We start from the raw sequence: 18,035 nt of genomic DNA, 5'->3' as shown, positions 1-18,035 counted from the left end.
GATGGGACCGACAGACCTATTCCGTCAAATGGATTTTTCCCTGATCTTCCACCGGAGTTTGTACGAAGTCGACGGCGTAAATCCTGGCCGATCATCCGGTAGAGCTAAAAGGAAATTCACTCGTGGCCAACAACAATGAGAAGGCGGTCTTCAGCATTGATCGCCCTATTCCTTCAGAGGTAGCCGGTGGCAAGCCCGAATTTGACATCATCATTGTCGGTGGTGGTTCTGCTGGTGCCGTGCTGGCCAATCGCCTCAGCGAAGATGCGTCGCGTCGTGTGCTGTTGATCGAGGCGGGTAAGTCTTATCCGCCGCACGCTTACCCCGATGCGGTTCGACTCCAGACCGTCATTGGCGGCGATCCGGACCATGATTGGGGATTTACGTCCGAGCCGAGTTGGGGGGATAAGTCGTTTCCGGTTCCACGCGGCAAGGTGCTTGGTGGTTCTTCCGCCGTGAACGCGGGCGTCTGGATGCGCGCTCCGGCCGTCGATTTCGAGCGCTGGACGAGGGCGGGTCTCCCACAGTGGTCCATCAGCGATGTTCTGCCGGCATTCCAAGCGAGCGAGCGAACCGTATCCGGATCCGACCAATGCCACGGCCGCTCCGGACCGGAGCCGATTCATCAGCTCCAAGACGACGAAATTTCCGACATGCAGCAGGCGTTCATTGCATCGGCAGAGTTGGCGGGATTCGCGCGCGTCAAGGACTTCAACAGCGAGTCACCTTTCGGAGCCGGCCCTTATCCCATGAACAATCGCACGGGTCAGCGCCTCAACACGGGCATGACCTACCTTTCAGACGCCGTTCGCGCGCGAGCGAACCTGACAATCCGCAGCGAAACGCTTGTCGATCGTGTCGAAGTCGAGAACGCAGCGGCGCGAGCGGTGATCCTCGCCAACGGCGAACGGATCAGCGGCGGTGAGATTGTCCTGTCAGCCGGCGCATATGGATCGCCTGCAATCCTGCTGCGTTCTGGGATCGGCCCTGCCGCCGATCTCCAGGCGCAGAATATTCCTGTGGTCGCCGATCTGCCGGTCGGGCAGCGATTGCAGGAGCATCCCTTCTATTCCACGGTCTGGGCGGCTCGTCCCGAGCGATTGGGGCTACCGATCCCTCCAGTCGGCGCAATCCTCTGGGCGCGGTCCTCGAAGGGCGGGCCGGATGACGGCGACTTGCATGTGAGCGCTGTCCATTATGGTAATCCGGCGGACTCGCCCACCGGAGCGATCTTCATGCTCGCGCTGGCGCTGACCCGCCCGAGATCGACCGGCACCGTGAAACTTCGCGACCGGAATCCCGGGACCGCGCCCGTCATAGACCTCAACATCCTGGGCGAAGCCGAAGATCGGGAGTTGATGGTCGAGGGCATCGAGATGATCCGCAAGATCGCGAGCCAGGGACCGCTCTCCGAGATCATCGCGCAGGAACTGGTCCCCGGCCCCTCTATCATCGAGCCGGCGGAACTGGAGGCGTCGCTGCCGGCGTCGCTCGACATCTATCATCACCCAACCTCCACCGCGCCGATGGGAGCCGACGACGATCCGAATGCCGTGACGGACTATCAGGGCCGCGTGCGCGGCGTTGCAAATCTTCGCGTCGCGGACGCCTCCATTTTCCCCGACGTCCCGTCTGTCGCCACCAATCCCACGGTGGTCATGCTGGCCGAGCGCGTCAGTCAATGGCTCAAAGGGTGAAAGCGGCCGGGGGTGCGACACGCGATACTCGAACGCCTGAAAAAGACGGCGATGGTCTGGCTCGCGGTCTATCCGAGCGTTCTTCTGGTGATCTCGCTTGTCGGAGACGTGTTGAAGGACTGGTCGCTGCCTCTGCGCGTGCTGGGCGCGACAATCATCATCGTGCCGATCGTCGCCAATATCACCGAGCCTGCCGTCAAGGCGGCCGTTACAGCAATCGAACGGGCATGGCTACGGCGGGGATCGCGATCAGCGCCATGAACTCACGCCGATCCTTGGACGGCGGCCAACATGCAAGGAACAGAATTATGGCAAAGGCGCTCGACAGCATCGGAACCCGCAAAGCTTTCAACTGGATCAACGGCGTTCAGCGTTCCGAAGGCACCTTGAAGGAGTCGATTGATCCCACTACTTGGTGCCGCAAACCCGGCATCTTCAGGGCCGGGATAGGCGCCCTTGGTGCGTCCGCGCCGAAGTCCTACCGGCGCTGCTGCTCGATGTACTGCTTGACGATCTCCAACGGCGCGCCGCCGCAGGATGCCGCGAAGTAGGATGGGCTCCAGAGATGTCCACCCCAGAGCCTTTGCGCCACTTCAGGGAAGTCGTGCTGACGCAGCAGGCGGCTCGATACACCCTTGAGGCTGTTGACCAGTTTGGAAAGCTGAACCGTGGGTGGGTACTCGATCAGCAGGTGGACGTGGTCGTCCTCGCCGTTCGCCTCCTTCAGCCGCGCGCCGAACTCGGCACAGACACCCAGGAAGACGTCGCGCAGCACCTCGTGGGCGCGGTCGCTGAGGACGCCGCGACGATACTTCGTGACGAAGACCAAATGAACGTGCAGAGAACAAACGACGCTACGACCTCTGCGATATTCAATACTCATGAGCTTGCCTCCTGATGAGAGACCGAATACTCTCATGCCATGATCAGGCTCAAGGCATACCGCTATCGCGTGTATCCGACCGTCGAGCAGGAGGCCCTGTTCAGGCAGACAGCGGGGGCGTGCGGGTTTGTCTACAACCTGTGTCTCGAGCAGCGGAAGCTTGAATATCACCGCAGCCATCCGAGAAGATTGACCGCTTACGCCCAGATCGCTGAACTGCCGGCGCTGAAGGCCGAGGCGCCCTGGCTGCGTGAGGTGCCGAACCATCCGTTGCAGCAGGCCATCATCGATCTCGACAAGGCTTTCAAGAACTTCTTCGAAGGCCGCGCCGGTTGTCCGCGGTTTCGCAGGCGGGGAGATCGCGATAGTTTCCGGTATCCCGATCCCAAGCAGTTCAAACCGGAGGCGGATCGCATATTCCTGCCCAAGGCTGGATGGGTCGCCTGGGTCCGGCATCGTCCGATGGAAGGCCGGATGAAGACTGCGACGGTCAGTCGTGAAGCCGACTGCTGGTATGTCTCCATCCAGTGCGAGATCGAGATGCCGGAGCCGATGCCGAACCTGGGGCCGGCGGTCGGGGTAGACATGGGCGTCGCGAAGCCGATGGTGCTGTCGACGGGGCAGGTGATCCAGCTTCCGCGAACCACGGACAGGGAAAGGCATAAGCTGGCGACGCTTCAGCGCAAGGTCGCCAGGAAGACGAAGGGGTCGAGAAATCAGGCCAGGGCGCGTCTTGCCGTCGCCCGGTTCCAGGCCCGTCTCGCGCGGCGGCGGAAGGATGCCGCGCACAAGGCGACGACAGCGATAGCCAAGAACCACGGCGTCATTGTCGTCGAAGACCTGAAGGTGCGGAACATGACGGCGAGTGCGGCCGGAACGATCGAGCAGCCGGGGAGTAATGTCAGGGCCAAGTCAGGGCTGAACAGGTCGATACTGGACGTGGCGCCCCATCAGATCAGGCTGATGCTGGAGTACAAGGCCGCGTGGTACGGCGGAGAACTCAGGACCACGCCGGCGCCGAACACCAGCCGGGAATGCAGCGTCTGCGGCTGCATCCATGCCGACAATCGGCGTTCCCAGGCGGAGTTTCTGTGTGTCGCTTGCGGTCACCACGAAAACGCCGATTTCAATGCGTCAAAGGTTATCAAGGCCCGAGGACTTCGGGTGTCGGCCTGTGGATCGAGCCGGGCTGCCGGACGGAAACAGGAACGCTGCGTTGTGAGGCGCGGAAGCTCGGCCCTTCAGGGCCGAGAGTAGTCACCACTGTGCATCCGACGGTCGCCTCGACCTTCCGGGCGCGCAGGGTCCGGGTCCGGAGGCTTCGGCCGATGGGGACCTGGTAGCGCAGCATGGCGACCTCTCAGAGGGAGCGGCTGCCGTATCCGACCGCCTTCTGCCAACCGAGCCGGCCGCGCTCCCGGATCACCAGGATGTGCCGGTCGCGCCGGGTCGGAACCGTTTCCGCCCTGTCGCCTTGGCACGGCGGCCCACCGGGGCGGGATGATCACCGCGGCGAGTGGCGGAAAATGGTCTGGCTGACGGGCTCCGCCGGTGTCGGGATCGACCGCGAGATGCAGCTTCCGCCAAGTCCGGCGCGGCTTGCCGCCATGCTTCTCCGGTTGCCACTCGCCGGCCCCGAACACCTTGAGGCCGGTGGAGTCGATGACGACGGTCACCGGCCCGCTGGCCTTGTTCAGCGCCGTGGCGACGGCCAAGTTGGCGCTGCGCCGGGAAAGGGTCGTGTGATCCGGGACCGGCAGATCCAGGCCGAGCAAGCCCACGAGTGAGCCCAGCAGACCCTCGGTCTGGCGCCACCGGCGACCGAACGCCAGGCGCAGCATCAGCCCGGCCTCAATGGCGATGTCGGAGTAGCGTTGGGGCCGACCGCGCCGGCTCGTGCTCGGCGGTGTCCAGGCCGCCAGCGCCTCGGGCGACACCCACACCGTCAAGCTGCCTCGCCGAACCAACGCCGCGTCGTACTCGGCCCAGTTCTCAACCTTGTGGTGCGCCCGTGGGATCTTGTGGCGGCGGGGTTCTTTCGCCTCGTCGGGCATGCAGGGCTCGGAGGCAGCGGATGGGCTGCCCCTGTATCCGGCTCTCCCCGCAACGGCAACGCCGTAGGCAGTTTCTCACCAACATCAGGCAGGTAAGGTGAACGAAAATCTCCCAGTAATCTGAGTGCCCAGGAGCGAGCGTCATTGACTGTTCCCTAAGATGCTCTCAAGGCCTCGGTCCCAGTACGGTTGCCGCCCAAATCGCTCGACAAGCCAGTCGATGAAGACCCTCACCTTCGGTGCCAGTTCGCGCAAACTTGGGTAAAGCACCCAAAGCGTCTGTGTCGAGACGAGCGGGTACTCGGGAAGGGCTGGTACGAGGGCGCCAGATCGAAGCTCGTCCGCAGCGCACCAAGTGGCCATCAGAGCGACGCCGAGCCCCGCACAGGCCGCATCGCGCACGGCACCGCCGTCATTGATTCGTAGGCCTGGGGCGATACGCCGCTCGATCAGCTCTCCACCCTTTCCTCGGAAGGTCCAGAGATCGAGCGTACCGACAACGAGGCAGGCGTGTTCTGCGAGGTCGTTGGGCGTGTTCGGCCGCCCGCGCCGTTCGATGTACTCGGGCGATGCGACCAGCACCCGATTATCTGGAGCGAGCCGCCGCGCGACGAAGGACGAGTCGCTGAGCTCGGCATAGCGAACCGCCACATCGAAGGCACCTTCGACGAGATCGACAACGCTGTCCGAGATGCGCAAGTCGAGGGCCAACTCGGGATATTGCCTGCAGAAGTCGGGCAGACCTGGCACGATATGCATGCGCGCGAACGAGGCCGGAGCCGCCACCCGCAGGGTGCCGCGCGGCACGGCTTGCTCCCGCCCGAGCGCCGCTCGGGCGGACTCTGCTGCGAGTACAACGTGCTCTGCATGCGGCAGAAAGGCGAGGCCGTCCTCGGTCAAGGTCGCCTGTCGCGTTGTTCGGTGGAGGAGCCTGGCCCCGAGCTTTCTCTCGAGCGCCGCCAGTCTGGCGCTCGCTCCCGCCGGAGTGAGGCCCAAGTCGCGGGCTGCAGAGCTGATGCTTCGGAGTTGAGCGATGCGCACGAACAGGTTCAAGTCGTTCACGTCCATGGCGTCGCTTTCAAAGCTTCGTTGAAACTGATCCTAGGCCAGACCCGCTACCGAGAGCAATCACGACAAGTCAAATAGGCAGAGTCCCAAGGGGACCATGGGCCATGGAGCCCGCCTATGCCTCTATTACCGAGAGGAAATCGTGATGACCAAGACCATGAAAGCAGCCGTCCTCACCCGCTTTGGCGGGCCGGACGCGTTCGAGCTGCGCGAGGTGCCGGTGCCGGAGGTCGGCCCGCACCAAGTGCGGGTGCGGGTGCATGCCACTGCCGTCAATCCGCTCGATTACCAAATCCGCCGCGGCGACTACACGGACTACGTGCCGTTGCCCGCAATCATCGGCCATGACATCTCGGGCGTTGTCGAGGAATTGGGCTCGGACGTTCGCAAGTTCGCAGTCGGCGATGAAGTCTACTACACACCGAAGATCTTCGGCGACGCCGGCTCCTACGCTGAGCAGCACGTCGCCGACGTCGAACTCGTCGGCCGCAAGCCACGGAATCTCACGCACCTTGAGGCGGCGAGCTTGACGCTCGTTGGCGGCACGGTTTGGGAGGCGTTCGTCCAGCGCGCGCAGCTGAAGGTCGGCGAGACGATCCTCATCCACGGCGGCGCGGGCGGCGTCGGCACGATCGCGGTTCAGGTGGCGAAGGCGATCGGCGCGCGGGTGATCACGACGGCGCGCGCCCGCGACCACGACTTCGTGCACTCGCTCGGCGCCGACGAGGCGATCGACTTCACCGCCGAAGACTATGTCGAGGCGGTCGCCCGGCTGACCGGGGGAGAGGGCGTGAACGTCGTCTTCGACACGATCGGCGGTGACACGCTCACGCGAAGCCCGCTCACGCTCGCGGCATTCGGGCGCGTGGTCAGCCTCGTCGACATCGCACAGCCGCAGAACCTCGTCGAGGCCTGGGGCAAGAACGCGGCCTACCACTTCGTGTTCACCCGCCAGAACCGAGGCAAGCTCGACGCGCTCACAAGCCTCGTCGAGCGCGGCTTGGTCAAGCCCGTGATCGGCGCGACGCTGCCGCTCGCCCGCATGGCTGAGGCGCACGAACTGCTGGAGAACGGCGCCGCACGGGGACTGCGCGGCAAGGTCGTGATCGACGTGTCGGGCGAGGCGACCGCCTCGCCCCCGGCCCGGCAAGCCGCCTGACACGTCGCGCGGACGGTCGGGGAGGCTCACCCCGGCCGCCTGCTGAGGGCGAGCCGCGACGACGAGGTGGCCGCCGGGGCGCTGGGCGTCCACATCCCGCACCTGCGCTGGCGCGCCTTCGTCCTGGCGGCGCTGTTCGCCGGGATCGGCGGCGCGCTGTGGGGGCACTTCATCACCTCGTTCTCGCCCAACGTCTTCTATCTGCGCGAGACCTTCGTGATCCTGGGAATGCTGGTGATCGGAGGCGCCAACACGGTGACCGGAGCCGTCGTCGGGACCTTCCTCGTGACGGGCGCCTTCGAGGGGCTGCGGTCGCTGGAGGGCGCCCTGAACAGCGCCAGGATCTTCAGCGAGCAGGTGATCGGCCTTACCGAGGTCGTCCTTGCCATCGCCATGATCGGCATCCTGATCCTGCGGCCGGGCGGCTTGTTCCCGTCGCGCGAGATCGGCGCCATCATCGTGAGAGCCATAGCGAAACGGGAATCATCGACATGAGCTGGAAGACCGCTTACCGCTCCTTCTACTACGCCACCGCCGAGGAGCCGGACGACATCCGGCTCGATCCGGCCACGACCGCGCTCCTGGTCGTGGACATCCAGACGACCTACCTGGAAGACAAGGAAGCGCCGGAGGAAACCGAACGCTAGCGTCCGTTCTTCGAGCACATGCGGAACACCGTGATCCCCAACAACCAGCGTCTTCTGGCCGAGTGCCGGAAGCGCGGCGTCGAGGTGATCTTCGCCCGCATCGCCTGCCTCAAGAACGACGGACGCGACCGGTCGCTGAGCCAGAAGAAACCCGGCTTCAACTACCTCCTGCTGCCCAAGGACCGTCCGGACGGGCAGATCGTGCCGGAACTGGCGCCGCAGGGCGACGAGATCGTCGTCATGAAGACGACCGACAGCGCGCTGACCGGGACGAACCTGCGTCCCCTGCTGCACAACATGGGCATCAAGGACGTCATCGTCTCCGGCATCTTCACCGACCAGTGCATCTCCTCGACCGTGCGGAGCCTCGCGGACGAGAGCTACGGCGTCGTGGTCGTCGACGACTGCTGCGCCGCCGCGACGATGGAGCTGCACCATCGGGAGCTGGAGATCATCAACATGATCTATTGCCATGTCGTGCAACTCGACGAGGTGCTCGGCTTCTTCGGTTGACCGCTCAGCGGACGGGGAGATGGTGGAACGACCGGTCGTCACGGGTTCTACCTGATCGCGCAGATAGTGGGGGCGAGTAAGCTGATCGAGCTGCTGTTCGGCCTTCCCTACCACAGGGCGGTCGGAGCGGTCGGCATCCTGATGATGCTCTACGTGACCTTCGGCGGAATGCTGGCGACGGCCTGGGTCCAGATCATCAAGGCGGTCCTGCTGCTTTCGGGAGCGGTCCTGATGTCGGTCCTGATCCTCGCCCGCTTCGGCTTCAGCTTGGAGGCCCTGTTCACCCACGCCATCTCGCTGCACCCGAAGAGCGCCGCCATCATGGCGTCGCGCTGATCTTCGGCACCGCCGCCCGATTGCCGCCTGTCCACCCACGAAGTGTTCGGCCCCGTCGTCTGCGTCTACGCCTATGACGACCTCGACGGGGCGATCGGCCGGGCCAACGCCCTTCCTTACGCCCGGCTCGGCGGTTCCGCGGTCATGGTGAACGATCACACGGCGTTCCGCGTGGACGGATGCCGTTCGCCGGCCTGCGCCAGTCCAGGGCTTGGCGTCGGGGGAACACCGTACACGTTCCGCGACATGAGGGTGGAGAAGCTGTTCGTCGGCAGGATGGGCTGACGCCGGCGCATCGTCGAGCCGCGCCGGATTCTCCGACGGTCGGTTCAGCCGGGTCACGCCGCCGGTGTTACGCGCTGGGGTCGAGCAAGGTAGCGTTTTTCGGCATTGGCGTGCGGAATGCCGAGATGTCGTTTCGCGTCCTCCGGCCCCGCACAGGGTGGCATGTGATCGAGGAGGCCACCCGCGATGGCATCCCCTAAACCGTTCCGGGAACGGATCGTGTCCCATGGCTTGGTGCAGGAGAGCCCGTTCCGGGCCAGGCCGTGGGACACGATCGAGAGCATCGTTTCACGTCAAAGACCCCTGGCAACTCGGTAACCATCTGCGGATGCTACATAAGGCCGGACACCGCCAAGATTACGTCTGCAATACTGTTGCTGAAACTTGAAATCATTCGGTAGTCAACGTCCCCGATCCTGTCCGCCTGTAACGGAGCAGGAGAGGAAAACATGATCCGCGAGTCTCCGCATCGCATTAGACTTGATGCCATCGGCGGCGCTCTTCCTCGAAGTACCTGCGGTTACAAGCTTGCAGTCCCCATGACCGCGATCGTGAACAGAGGAAAACCGGAATGCCGCAATCCACCACTTTCAAGAACAAAGATGCCAAGCGGGTGCTCGACAAGTCGGAAGGCGCTCCGTCGCACCATGGAGCGCCGATGCATTCGCGCGAACGGCATGCCGACAAGAGCGATGCCGAACTGATCGCCCGCTTCAACAATAATTTCCGGGTTGGAACGAAATTCTCGACCTTCAAGTCTTCCGGCGACCAGAATGAGGCACTTTCCGCCTACTTCAAGACGTCGAGTGGCAAGCGCGATCTCGAGCGGATCAAATCCTCGAAGAAGAAGGAGCGGATCAGTCTGGCGAACGTATCCGTCGGCTCGTCGTCCATCACTGTCAGGATCGCGGAAGGCACGATGGGAGTTCAAGGCGCTTACGCGGAATGCCGGAACGGCAAGCTCCGGTCGCTGACCGCCGTCATCGAGACGGATGGCAAAGGCGGCTACAAGATCGTGACCTGCTACCCGGTCGACGCATTCTAGCCGGCGCCGGAAGGCGGCATGGACCCATGCCGCCTTCACGGCCGATGCCGAGCTCCGAAACTGGCGCCGGTGCGCGGTTCTCAGGTCCGGTCGCGCTCGGCCTCGGCGGCATCCAGCTGGGCGTCCGTCCGGGCTTTCGCGACCAGAAGGACCTGGGTCGCTTGGAACGCCGCCGCGATGGACGGGGGCAGGGGCAGGGGTACGGGAGACGTGAAGATCATTCCCTTGGACATCAGCCTGATCGTCAGACCCTCCAGGGTGACTCCGTCCGGCCCCAGCACGAGGCTTTGAACCCCGGCCGGGCCGGTCACGCGCAAAGCGATTCCTTGCGGTGTCACCTCGATCCTGCTGCCCATCGCGCCGCCTGGAACCATGGCGCCTTCCAGAACGGTGCGGGACTTCGACGTGATCGTAGCGCTTCCGCCGGCCTCCACCGCGTACAGGTTGGTCACGTCGACCACATGGTTGCGCTGCGCCTTGAGGTAGACATGCTCCGATCCACGAAGATCCTCGAACCTCAGTTCATTGCCGGCGCTGAACCCGTCAGGTGACGTCCGGGTCTTGAAGGCGGAGCGGGTCGCATCCCGCGGCAGGTTGGCGGCCGGCATGTTGGTCTGGTTATAGACCGCACCGATCACCAGCGGACGGTCCGGGCAGCCGCCTTCGAAGGCGACGACGACTTCCTGCCCGATGCGCGGTGTCGCCAGTCCGCCCCATCCTTGTCCCGCCAGGCTTTGGGCGACCCGGACCCAGCAGGAGCTGTTGCCGTCCTTCTTGCCGTAGCGATCCCAGTGGAATTGCACCTTGATGCGGCCGAAGCGGTCGGTCGTGATCTCCTCGCCGGGATGACCGACGACGAGTGCCGTCTGCGGTCCGGCGATCACCGGTGCAGGGGTCCGCAGGGGCGGCCGGTAGGGGGTGGTCGCCGTCAGGGCTTCGACCCGGCCCCGGTACAGGAACCAGCGATCCTGGTCGCCGTCCTCGCGGGTTCCGCCCTCTCCTTGGATTTCGAAGGTCACGCCGATTGCCAGATAGCTGTTCCTGGTCTGGCGAGTGCCGGCGCCTTCGGTCACGTCGAAGGGGTTGCCCGCCTTGAAGACATAGCCGGGCTTGAGCGGCCGAAGATTTCCCGAAACCGTGACGCGGGATTGCCGGCAGGCGATTTCCTCGGCACGGAGCCTTGCAAGCACCTGTCCCTCGGACAGCGACCGGTAGGTGCCCGGATGATGATAGGTCTCGCGTTTTCCCGGTGCAGTCCCGGCGACCGGGCAGATCCACTTCAGATCGGCGTTCGGTTTCTCGAAGTCGTAGTCGTTCAGCATCACCTGGCTGGGGACAAGGGCCGCTTCCTCCTGCCATTCCCAGATGATGTCGTCGCGGATGCCCGGATTCTTCAGGTTCAGATGGGTTTCGATCTCTTCCGGATCGCATGGCTTGTGCGCCGAAGTGTCGTTGACCAGGACAAGTTCATGCCGGTCCGCGGAATGATCGAAGTAGTAATAGATCCCTTCGCGTTCCAGCAGCCGGCTGACGAAGGCAAGGTCCGACTCTTCATGCTGGACACCATACTCCAGCGGCGGCAGTCCGCTCGGCTTCGTGCGGTCGATGAATGTCGCTTGCGGATGATCGGCGAAGATGGTCCTGACGATTTCCAGCGTCGGCTTCTTCTGGAATATGCGCGAGTTTCGCCGCTGGTCGAGCAGCCAAAGCCATGGACGGATTTCCAGCAGGTAGTTCGTACGCCGGGTATCGTCTATGCCCACGTAGCGGCAACGTGTGATGAGACCGTTGTAGTATCGCGTCCTTCCTCCCGACAGCTTCAGGGCCGTCGTGGCGGACTGTCCGATCAGGGGAGACAAATCCCTGATCGGTTCGCTGCTGATGACCTTGGCTTCGAACAGGAATGGTTCGCCGATCCGTTCCACGCCCTTCATCCACCTGAGCTTGGTTTTCCTTGCGTCGAGCGCCGGCGAGGTCAATTCCGCATAGCGGTTGTCGGTCAGAAGATCGCCTGAGGCGGCCGGATAGGGCATGGCGTTATGCTCCCGTTTCGGAATGAGGATCGGTAGGGTCCATGGTCGCCGGGAGGCGGCTTTCACGCGGCCCCGGCAAGGGGGTGTGCGCCGGCCTGCCCAGCCGACGAGCCGGCTGCCGGGGCCAGGGAGGCCGCCAGCTCGCCGCGCAGCCACGCGCAGTTCGGATCGCGATGAAGACGCTCGTGCCACACCAGCGACAGCTCGTAGGCCGGCAGGGGCGTCGGGGGTGCCGTTATGGCCAGCGGCAGCATCCGCGCGATGCGGGTCGCGGTCCGGCGCGGGATGGTCAGGACCATGTCGGTTTCGGCTACCAGCATCGCCGCCGCCATCGTGTTCTGGACCACGACCGGACTGGGGTCGGGGATTTCCAGCATCGCGACGGCATCGTAGACAAGGCCGGGCTCTTCCAGGGCCGGCGGTGCGATCGCGACATGACGGAGGCCGACCAAGCTTTCCGGCTCCGGCGTCCCGCCCTGGAGTGCCGGGTGACCCGCGCGCAGCAGGCAGACGAACCGATCGGTCAGGATGGTGCGGCGGTAGAAGCCGAAGGGAGTGGTCCTGAGCTGACCGACGGCAAGATCGACGGCGCCGCTTTCAAGGGCGCGCAGCGTCCGGCTGCCGAGAGGGGCGGTGACGACGGTGACGCCCGGCGCCGCTTCTCGCAAGCGGGGGAGCAGCCGTGGCAACAGGTCCAGCGCCTGATGATCGGGAAGGTCGATGTTGACCGTGGCTTCCCACGATCCCGGCGCCGTTTCCCGCGATGCCAGCAGAGTGCGCAGCATGTTCAGGGCTTCGGGCAGTTCGGCCGCCAGTTGTTCGGAACGCGCGGTCGGCACGAGGCCGGAGGACGATCGCACCAGCAACTCGTCATCGAACAAGCCTCGCAGCCGGCCCAATGCGCGACTCATCGCCGGCTGGCTCAGACCGACCCTGTCGGCTGCGTGCGTTACGTTGCGCTCCACCAGCAGCGCCTCGAGCGCCACCAACAGATTGAGATCGACACCCGCGAGATTGATCCGCCGGTGCGGCGATGTCTGCCGTCCGCCATCCTGCCGGGGAGGGGAGCCGACCGACCGCAGACGGGGACGTCCGACGCTTGTTCCGAAACCGGTTTGCATGATCCTGATTCACCTTACGTCTTTCGCGGTCGCCCGGCTTTGGGGCCATCCGCTTGCCTCGTGTGACTTCGGATCATCGTCGCTTCAAGCTGCCGTCGTATGTCAGCATGTCGGAAGACGGTTACGCCGGTAACGTAACGAAATGCAATCCTGCAGCGCGAAAGCCTCACGTGAACTCGTAGCGCAGTTCTCCCTGGTCCACGTCGACGTGGATACCGGTCAGCGGCTGCCGGTCCCGCAACCGTCTCAGGACCTCCCGGCTGATATCCGGCAGAAGCGTTCCGGTCATGATGGCGTCGATCATCCTTCCTCCGCTTTCCACCTCGTAGCAGCGTGCGCGGATATGGCTGACCAGCGTCTCGGCATAGGTGAACGGCACATTCCAGCTTGCTTCGATGCGGTTCTGGACGGAGTCCAGGCGCAGGCCGATGATGCGATCGAGCATCGCGTCCGTCAGCGGATAATAGGGAACGACCGAGAGGCGGCCGAGCAGCGCCGCCGGGAAAACCTCCAGTAGGGGATCGCGAAGGGAGCGGGAGACGTCGTCGGGCGCCGGCAGCCGCATGGAATCCTTGCACAACCGCAAGATGAGATCGGACCCAGCATTCGACGTCAGCAGGATGATCGTATTGCGGAAGTCGATCCTCCGGCCTTCGCCGTCTTCCATCCAGCCCTTGTCGAAAACCTGGAAGAAGATCTCGTGGACGTCGGGATGCGCCTTTTCGATCTCGTCGAGCAGGACGACGCTGTAGGGCTTGCGGCGCACCGCTTCGGTCAGGCGCCCGCCCTCTCCATATCCGACATAGCCCGGCGGCGAGCCTTTCAGCGTCGAAACGGTGTGAGCCTCCTGGAACTCCGACATGTTGATCGCGACGACGTTGTCGTCACTGCCGAACAGGCTTTCCGCGAGCGCCAGGGCGGTCTCGGTCTTGCCGACGCCGGACGGACCGACCAGCAGGAACACGCCTTTGGGCTTGGATGGGTCGTCCAGGCCGGCCCGGGCGGTTTCGATCCGTCTTGCGATGGCGTCGAGCGCGTGGTCCTGGCCGATGACGCGACGCTTCACCGTATCGGCCAAAGTCAGGACGGCGTCGATCTCGTCGGACAGCATCCGCCCGACGGGGATACCGGTCCAGCTTTCGATCACGGTTGCCACCGCCTGTTCGTCGACCGCGGGCAGCACCAGGGGACGACCACCCTGAAGTGCCGCGAGGTCGACGCGCAGCCCCCGGAGCTTATCGAGTTCGTCCCGCGATTCCCGATCGCGCAGACGGGCTTCCAGTGCAATGATCTCCGACACCAGGGCGGACTCCTCGGCATGGCGCGCCTGGAGCCCCGCCAGTGCCGACCGTTCCGCCGTCAATCGGCCCGACAGCAGGTCCTCCCGCGCTTCGTCCAGGCGGCCAACGCGCCGCTCCGCCGCCAGGGCCGTCAGTTCGGTATCGAGACGCTCGATCCGCCGCATCAAGTCTTCGATGCCTGCCGGCACGGCGTTCCGGCTCAGCGCCACTCTCGCACAGGCCGTGTCCAGCACCGAAACGGCCTTGTCCGGCAGCTGGCGGCCCTGGATATATCGGTGCGAGAATCGGACCGCCGCCACGACCGCCTCGTCCAGAACGGCGATCCCGTGATGTTCGGCAAAGACCGGTACCATCCCGCGCAGCATGGCGACGGCGCGCTCCTCGTCCGGCTCGTCGACCTGGACGACCTGGAACCGGCGTGACAGCGCCGGGTCCTTTTCGATATGCTTCTTGTATTCCGCCCAGGTCGTAGCGGCGATCGTACGCAGGGTCCCCCGCGCCAATGCCGGCTTGAGCAGGTTGGCGGCGTCGCCCGTTCCGGCGGCCCCTCCCGCGCCGATCAGGGAATGCGCCTCGTCGATGAACAGGACGATGGGTTTTGCCGATCCGGCGATTTCGGCGATCACCTGTTTCAGGCGGTTCTCGAACTCGCCCTTCGCCGAAGCTCCCGCCTGCAGAGCGGCGAGATCGAGCGACATCAGCCTCACATCGCGCATGGCCGGCGGCACGTCGCCTTTGGCGATCCGTGCGGCCAGGGCTTCCACGACGGCGGTCTTGCCGACGCCGGCTTCTCCGACGACGATCGGATTGTTTTGCCGACGCCGCATCAGGATATCGACGATCAGCCGGACCTCGCGTTCGCGGCCCGTCGCCGGATCGATCCGCCCGGCCTCCGCTTCCGCGGTCAGGTCGGTAACGTATCGGCCCAAGGCTGTCTCGTGACCGGCGAGATGGGCGGTCGCTACCGGGGTGGAATCGCCTGAAGGATCGATGCCTTCCTCGGACGATCCCCGCGTCAGGTCGCCGAAGCGCTCCGCGATGACCGCCGCCTCGACACGCTTGAAAAGCGGTGAGATATCGCAGGCCAGCCGGCGCAATCGCGTGTCCTCGATCATGCCATGCAGCAGGTGCCCGGTGCGGATCCTGGATTGGCCGAACAGCAGGCTTGCGCCGATCCAGCCCCGCTCCATGAGGAGTTCAAGCTCGCGGGAGAAGTCGAGGCGGGAGGAGCGTTCCCGGACCATGCTCGACAGCGCGGCTTCGATGTCCTTCTGCAAGGCGTCGCGCGGAACCTGAAGCCGCTCGAGGATCAGCGAGGCATCGCTGTCCTCGGCACGCAGCCAGCGATCGAGCCAATGGACCGGTTCGATGTAAGTATCGCCGCGCAAGGTCGCAAACTCGAAGGCGCCCTGGAGGGTTTTCATCGAGAACTCGCCGAGCCGGTCGAATACGGTGTCGCGGGTAATGATCGTCATCGCAGCGATCTTTCTTCAACGGGCATGCCCGGACTGCCGGATACCGGCGGTTGGGGATTGTCGCGTTACAATTACCATTCGGTAACACGAGGGGTTCATGCAAAGCCGGTCTACCGATATTCCTATACCGACGATGTGCCGGGGCCGCAGTGTCCGGAACGCCGTCAAGACTTCGGCGGGATTCTTTCCAAGAATTTCCTACGAAACGCCTCCCGGTCCTTCTCGTGTTTGATGTGAACCGCCAACTGGTCATAGAATTGGCTGATGGATGCCGCCCGCACCGATCCCTGGCGGACCAGGATGCGCCCGAAGGGCCCGACGAAGCTGACCAGCAGAGTCTGTACCGCTTCCAGCGCCTGGGGCGAGATCGGCAGTCCAGCGCCACTGCCGAGCTCGCGAGAGGGAGGGGGAGAGGGGGAGGGCACCTTCGGCCTGCGCTCCGCGAACGCATGGAGGAACTGGTCGCGGCTTCGCGCATCGGGAATGCCGGCCGCCAGCCGGGAGACGATTTGCTCCTCCGACGCCGCGCGTTTCCCCGCTTCGCGCACCAGGATGCGGGCTACAGGTCCGGTCACTTCCATCAATTCGCGCTCGACGCGCTGGATGAAGTCGGATTGCAGGCAGCCTGTCGCCGCTGGCGCTTCGGAAGGCCAGAGCTCGCTGTCGTCCGGCCGCGACACGGCCGATGCAAGGGCCTCCGCAAAGGCGCCGGCGGTCTCGAAGCGGTCATCGGGATGCTTCGCCAGGGCGCGTTTCAGCACAGGCGTCAGGCGTGGATCGACGTCGCCGGCATGGTGGGGGTCGACAGGGCGGTCGGAGGCAAGCTCGACCAGCAAACCGGCCAAGCTCGCCCCCTCATAAGGTAAACGACCGGTGACCAGATGCAGCAGCACCATCCCGGCGGCGAACAGGTCGGCCCTGTGATCCAGATCGTCGCCCTTGAGTTGTTCGGGGGCCATGAAGGCGGGGGTGCCGAGCATCATCCCATTGACGGTGATATCGCCCCCGCCAAGGCGGGCGATGCCGAAATCGGTGACTTTCAGCCGCCGATCCCCATCAATGATGAGATTGGCCGGCTTTATGTCGCGGTGGATCACGCCGCGCCCGTGCGCGTGGCCGAGAGCCGCCAGCAACTGCCCGATCAGATCGGCCGCAAGCGTAACCGGGAACCGGCGTCGCCCGGTCATCAGATGCTGGAGCGATCTGCCCGGTGCCAGTTCCATCACGATATGGGGGTCGCCGTCCTGCTCCAGGTAGTCGTAGATCGCGACGATGTTCGGATGCTGGCAGCGTCCGGCCGATTTCACCTCGACCTTGAAGCGCGCCAGATGCTGGTCCCGGTCGCCGGGGTTCAGCAAGCTCGCGTGGATCGCCTTGACCGCCACCGGACGTCCGATCACCGGATCTTCACCTCGGAATACGGACCCCATCGCACCGGAACCGATACGCTCCAGCAGGACATAGCGACCCAATTCACAGGGCAGTTCCATCGACGATGCTCCCCCTGTCGTGTGTGTTTTCCGGCAAGGCGGTCATGTGCCCTCGATCATTCGAATGGCACCTTCCAGGCTGCGACGCATCCGGTTGAACGACAGGCTGAGGGTCGCGATCTCGTCGCTGCCCCGGCGCTCGTATTCCGGCGTGTCCGGCTTGCCCAGGCTGACATCGTTGGCCATCTTCGCCATGTCCCGGATCGGTTTGACGACAAGGTAATAGAGAAAGAGGTTGAGCACGGCGAGGACGGCCAGGAAGACCGTTCCGCAGGTGAGGAGCAGGTGAGCGACGGCCTCTTCGGCCCGCGCGAGCGGCAGGCTGAGGGGTACCGAAACGATCTGCGCCCCGACGGTCTCATTGGGCTGCCAGCCGAAGCCGTTGGCGCTGCCGTAGGTGTCGATCATGGCACTCGGCGCATTTGCCGGCGTGCTATGGCAGGCAAGGCACTCCGGTGCCGCGACCAGCGGGCGCGACAGGCTCATGATCGGGCCATTGGGCGTCTGCCGCTCGGTCACCATTTCGGCTCGGTCAGGAAAGGACCGGAAACCGTTTACGATATCGGCTTCGGACTCGGTCGGACGATCCCGCGGATTGGTCGGGTTGAGTGCCACATTGCGAACCGAATAGTCCGGGTAGTGCCGGCGCAGGTCCTCGAAGATCGACCCGGCTGCGAAGAACGGTACCGCCGCCCTGACGAATTTGTCATGCCCGAGCGCCTGCGGCAGCGGGGTGACCTCCTGCTCGGTGTAGCGCATGATCGAATCGCTGGACTGCATCATGATCCGGGCATTCGCGAGGACTTCGGTACGGGCATCGGTAACGAACTTTTCCCGCATCAGCAGGGCCGACACGATCAGGCCGGTGACGCAAGCCAGTGTGATCACCAGGTTGAACTTCACGATCAGCCGCATGGCGATCTCCCTA

The 18,035-nt window shown here is 64.4% G+C and carries 12 protein-coding genes and 5 pseudogenes; 9 read left to right on the top strand and 8 right to left on the bottom strand.

Translation table 11 applies throughout. The annotated features are described in order from the left end of the window. The first annotated feature begins 122 nt into the window (after window positions 1-122). Complete coding sequence (locus JL101_RS32245; RefSeq protein ID WP_203104514.1) at window positions 123-1,697, top strand: GMC family oxidoreductase; 1,575 nt, start codon at window positions 123-125, stop codon at window positions 1,695-1,697. Between the two features lie 51 nt (window positions 1,698-1,748). Further along, a complete protein-coding gene (locus JL101_RS32240) occupies window positions 1,749-1,958 on the top strand; it encodes a hypothetical protein (RefSeq protein ID WP_203104512.1) in 210 nt (69 codons plus the stop codon). A 217-nt stretch (window positions 1,959-2,175) separates the two neighbouring features. Here the strand turns inward: JL101_RS32240 and tnpA are convergent, their stop codons facing one another. Then, window positions 2,176-2,580: an IS200/IS605 family transposase gene (gene tnpA, locus JL101_RS32235; RefSeq protein WP_228435621.1), complete on the bottom strand. Its 405-nt coding sequence runs from the start codon at window positions 2,578-2,580 to the stop codon at window positions 2,176-2,178. A 39-nt stretch (window positions 2,581-2,619) separates the two neighbouring features. On the opposite strand from tnpA, the gene JL101_RS32230 reads away from it, so the two are divergent. Further along, window positions 2,620-3,837, top strand: coding sequence for an RNA-guided endonuclease InsQ/TnpB family protein (locus tag JL101_RS32230; protein WP_228435620.1), 1,218 nt, complete (start codon window positions 2,620-2,622; stop codon window positions 3,835-3,837). Here the strand turns inward: JL101_RS32230 and JL101_RS32225 are convergent. Both JL101_RS32225 and JL101_RS32220 read right to left on the bottom strand, forming a co-directional pair. Next, a pseudogene (locus JL101_RS32225) lies at window positions 3,725-4,634 on the bottom strand (IS5 family transposase). The gene JL101_RS32230 and the pseudogene JL101_RS32225 overlap by 113 nt on opposite strands. 141 nt (window positions 4,635-4,775) lie before the next feature. Continuing rightward, complete coding sequence (locus JL101_RS32220) at window positions 4,776-5,702, bottom strand: LysR family transcriptional regulator (RefSeq protein WP_203102718.1); 927 nt, start codon at window positions 5,700-5,702, stop codon at window positions 4,776-4,778. Between the two features lie 145 nt (window positions 5,703-5,847). On the opposite strand from JL101_RS32220, the gene JL101_RS32215 reads away from it, so the two are divergent. The 6 genes and pseudogenes from JL101_RS32215 to JL101_RS32190 all read left to right on the top strand — a co-directional run bounded on the left by JL101_RS32215 (window position 5,848) and on the right by JL101_RS32190 (window position 9,687). Continuing rightward, complete coding sequence (locus JL101_RS32215; protein WP_203102716.1) at window positions 5,848-6,861, top strand: zinc-dependent alcohol dehydrogenase family protein; 1,014 nt, start codon at window positions 5,848-5,850, stop codon at window positions 6,859-6,861. Between the two features lie 3 nt (window positions 6,862-6,864). Further along, a pseudogene (locus JL101_RS32210) lies at window positions 6,865-7,356 on the top strand (branched-chain amino acid ABC transporter permease); the annotation flags it as partial. Further along, window positions 7,353-8,021, top strand: a pseudogene (locus JL101_RS32205) (cysteine hydrolase family protein). The pseudogenes JL101_RS32210 and JL101_RS32205, both read left to right, overlap by 4 nt. Window positions 8,022-8,066: 45 nt before the next feature. Continuing rightward, window positions 8,067-8,348, top strand: a pseudogene (locus JL101_RS32200) (sodium:solute symporter family transporter); the annotation flags it as partial. Window positions 8,349-8,366: 18 nt separating this feature from the next. Next, a pseudogene (locus JL101_RS32195) lies at window positions 8,367-8,642 on the top strand (aldehyde dehydrogenase family protein); the annotation flags it as partial. A gap of 571 nt (window positions 8,643-9,213) precedes the next feature. Beyond that, window positions 9,214-9,687, top strand: a complete 474-nt coding sequence (locus JL101_RS32190; RefSeq protein ID WP_203102710.1) for an RNase A-like domain-containing protein — start codon at window positions 9,214-9,216, stop codon at window positions 9,685-9,687. 80 nt (window positions 9,688-9,767) lie between these two features. Here the strand turns inward: JL101_RS32190 and JL101_RS32185 are convergent, their stop codons facing one another. The 5 genes from JL101_RS32185 to JL101_RS32165 all read right to left on the bottom strand — a co-directional run bounded on the left by JL101_RS32185 (window position 9,768) and on the right by JL101_RS32165 (window position 18,022). Next, entirely contained in the window at window positions 9,768-11,720 is a 1,953-nt protein-coding gene (locus JL101_RS32185) for a type VI secretion system Vgr family protein (protein WP_203102708.1), read from the bottom strand. A 62-nt stretch (window positions 11,721-11,782) separates the two neighbouring features. Beyond that, entirely contained in the window at window positions 11,783-12,841 is a 1,059-nt protein-coding gene (locus JL101_RS32180; RefSeq protein WP_203102706.1) for a LysR family transcriptional regulator, read from the bottom strand. A 166-nt stretch (window positions 12,842-13,007) separates the two neighbouring features. Beyond that, window positions 13,008-15,617, bottom strand: a complete 2,610-nt coding sequence (gene tssH / locus JL101_RS32175; protein WP_203102704.1) for a type VI secretion system ATPase TssH — start codon at window positions 15,615-15,617, stop codon at window positions 13,008-13,010. A gap of 164 nt (window positions 15,618-15,781) precedes the next feature. Further along, window positions 15,782-17,107 carry a serine/threonine-protein kinase gene (locus JL101_RS32170; protein ID WP_203102702.1) on the bottom strand — a complete coding sequence of 442 codons (1,326 nt, stop codon included), beginning with the start codon at window positions 17,105-17,107 and terminating at the stop codon, window positions 15,782-15,784. Window positions 17,108-17,149: 42 nt separating this feature from the next. After that, window positions 17,150-18,022: a Tll0287-like domain-containing protein gene (locus JL101_RS32165; RefSeq protein ID WP_203102701.1), complete on the bottom strand. Its 873-nt coding sequence runs from the start codon at window positions 18,020-18,022 to the stop codon at window positions 17,150-17,152. Between the last annotated feature and the right edge of the window lie 13 nt (window positions 18,023-18,035).

The sequence above is a fragment of the Skermanella rosea genome (assembly GCF_016806835.2).
Taxonomy (GTDB): domain Bacteria; phylum Pseudomonadota; class Alphaproteobacteria; order Azospirillales; family Azospirillaceae; genus Skermanella; species Skermanella rosea.
The sequence above is the reverse complement of the archived record's forward strand: the minus strand, read 5'-3'. Positions and strand labels throughout refer to the sequence as shown.

Coding starts and splice junctions, on each gene's coding strand:
- JL101_RS32240 (WP_203104512.1), top strand. CDS start 1,749: ATGGTCTGGCTCGCGGTCTATCCGAGCGTTCTTCTGGTGATCTCGCTT.
- tnpA (WP_228435621.1), bottom strand. CDS start 2,580: ATGAGTATTGAATATCGCAGAGGTCGTAGCGTCGTTTGTTCTCTGCAC.
- JL101_RS32230 (WP_228435620.1), top strand. CDS start 2,620: ATGATCAGGCTCAAGGCATACCGCTATCGCGTGTATCCGACCGTCGAG.
- JL101_RS32220 (WP_203102718.1), bottom strand. CDS start 5,702: ATGGACGTGAACGACTTGAACCTGTTCGTGCGCATCGCTCAACTCCGA.
- JL101_RS32215 (WP_203102716.1), top strand. CDS start 5,848: ATGACCAAGACCATGAAAGCAGCCGTCCTCACCCGCTTTGGCGGGCCG.
- JL101_RS32190 (WP_203102710.1), top strand. CDS start 9,214: ATGCCGCAATCCACCACTTTCAAGAACAAAGATGCCAAGCGGGTGCTC.
- JL101_RS32185 (WP_203102708.1), bottom strand. CDS start 11,720: ATGCCCTATCCGGCCGCCTCAGGCGATCTTCTGACCGACAACCGCTAT.
- JL101_RS32180 (WP_203102706.1), bottom strand. CDS start 12,841: ATGCAAACCGGTTTCGGAACAAGCGTCGGACGTCCCCGTCTGCGGTCG.
- tssH (WP_203102704.1), bottom strand. CDS start 15,617: ATGACGATCATTACCCGCGACACCGTATTCGACCGGCTCGGCGAGTTC.
- JL101_RS32170 (WP_203102702.1), bottom strand. CDS start 17,107: ATGGAACTGCCCTGTGAATTGGGTCGCTATGTCCTGCTGGAGCGTATC.
- JL101_RS32165 (WP_203102701.1), bottom strand. CDS start 18,022: ATGCGGCTGATCGTGAAGTTCAACCTGGTGATCACACTGGCTTGCGTC.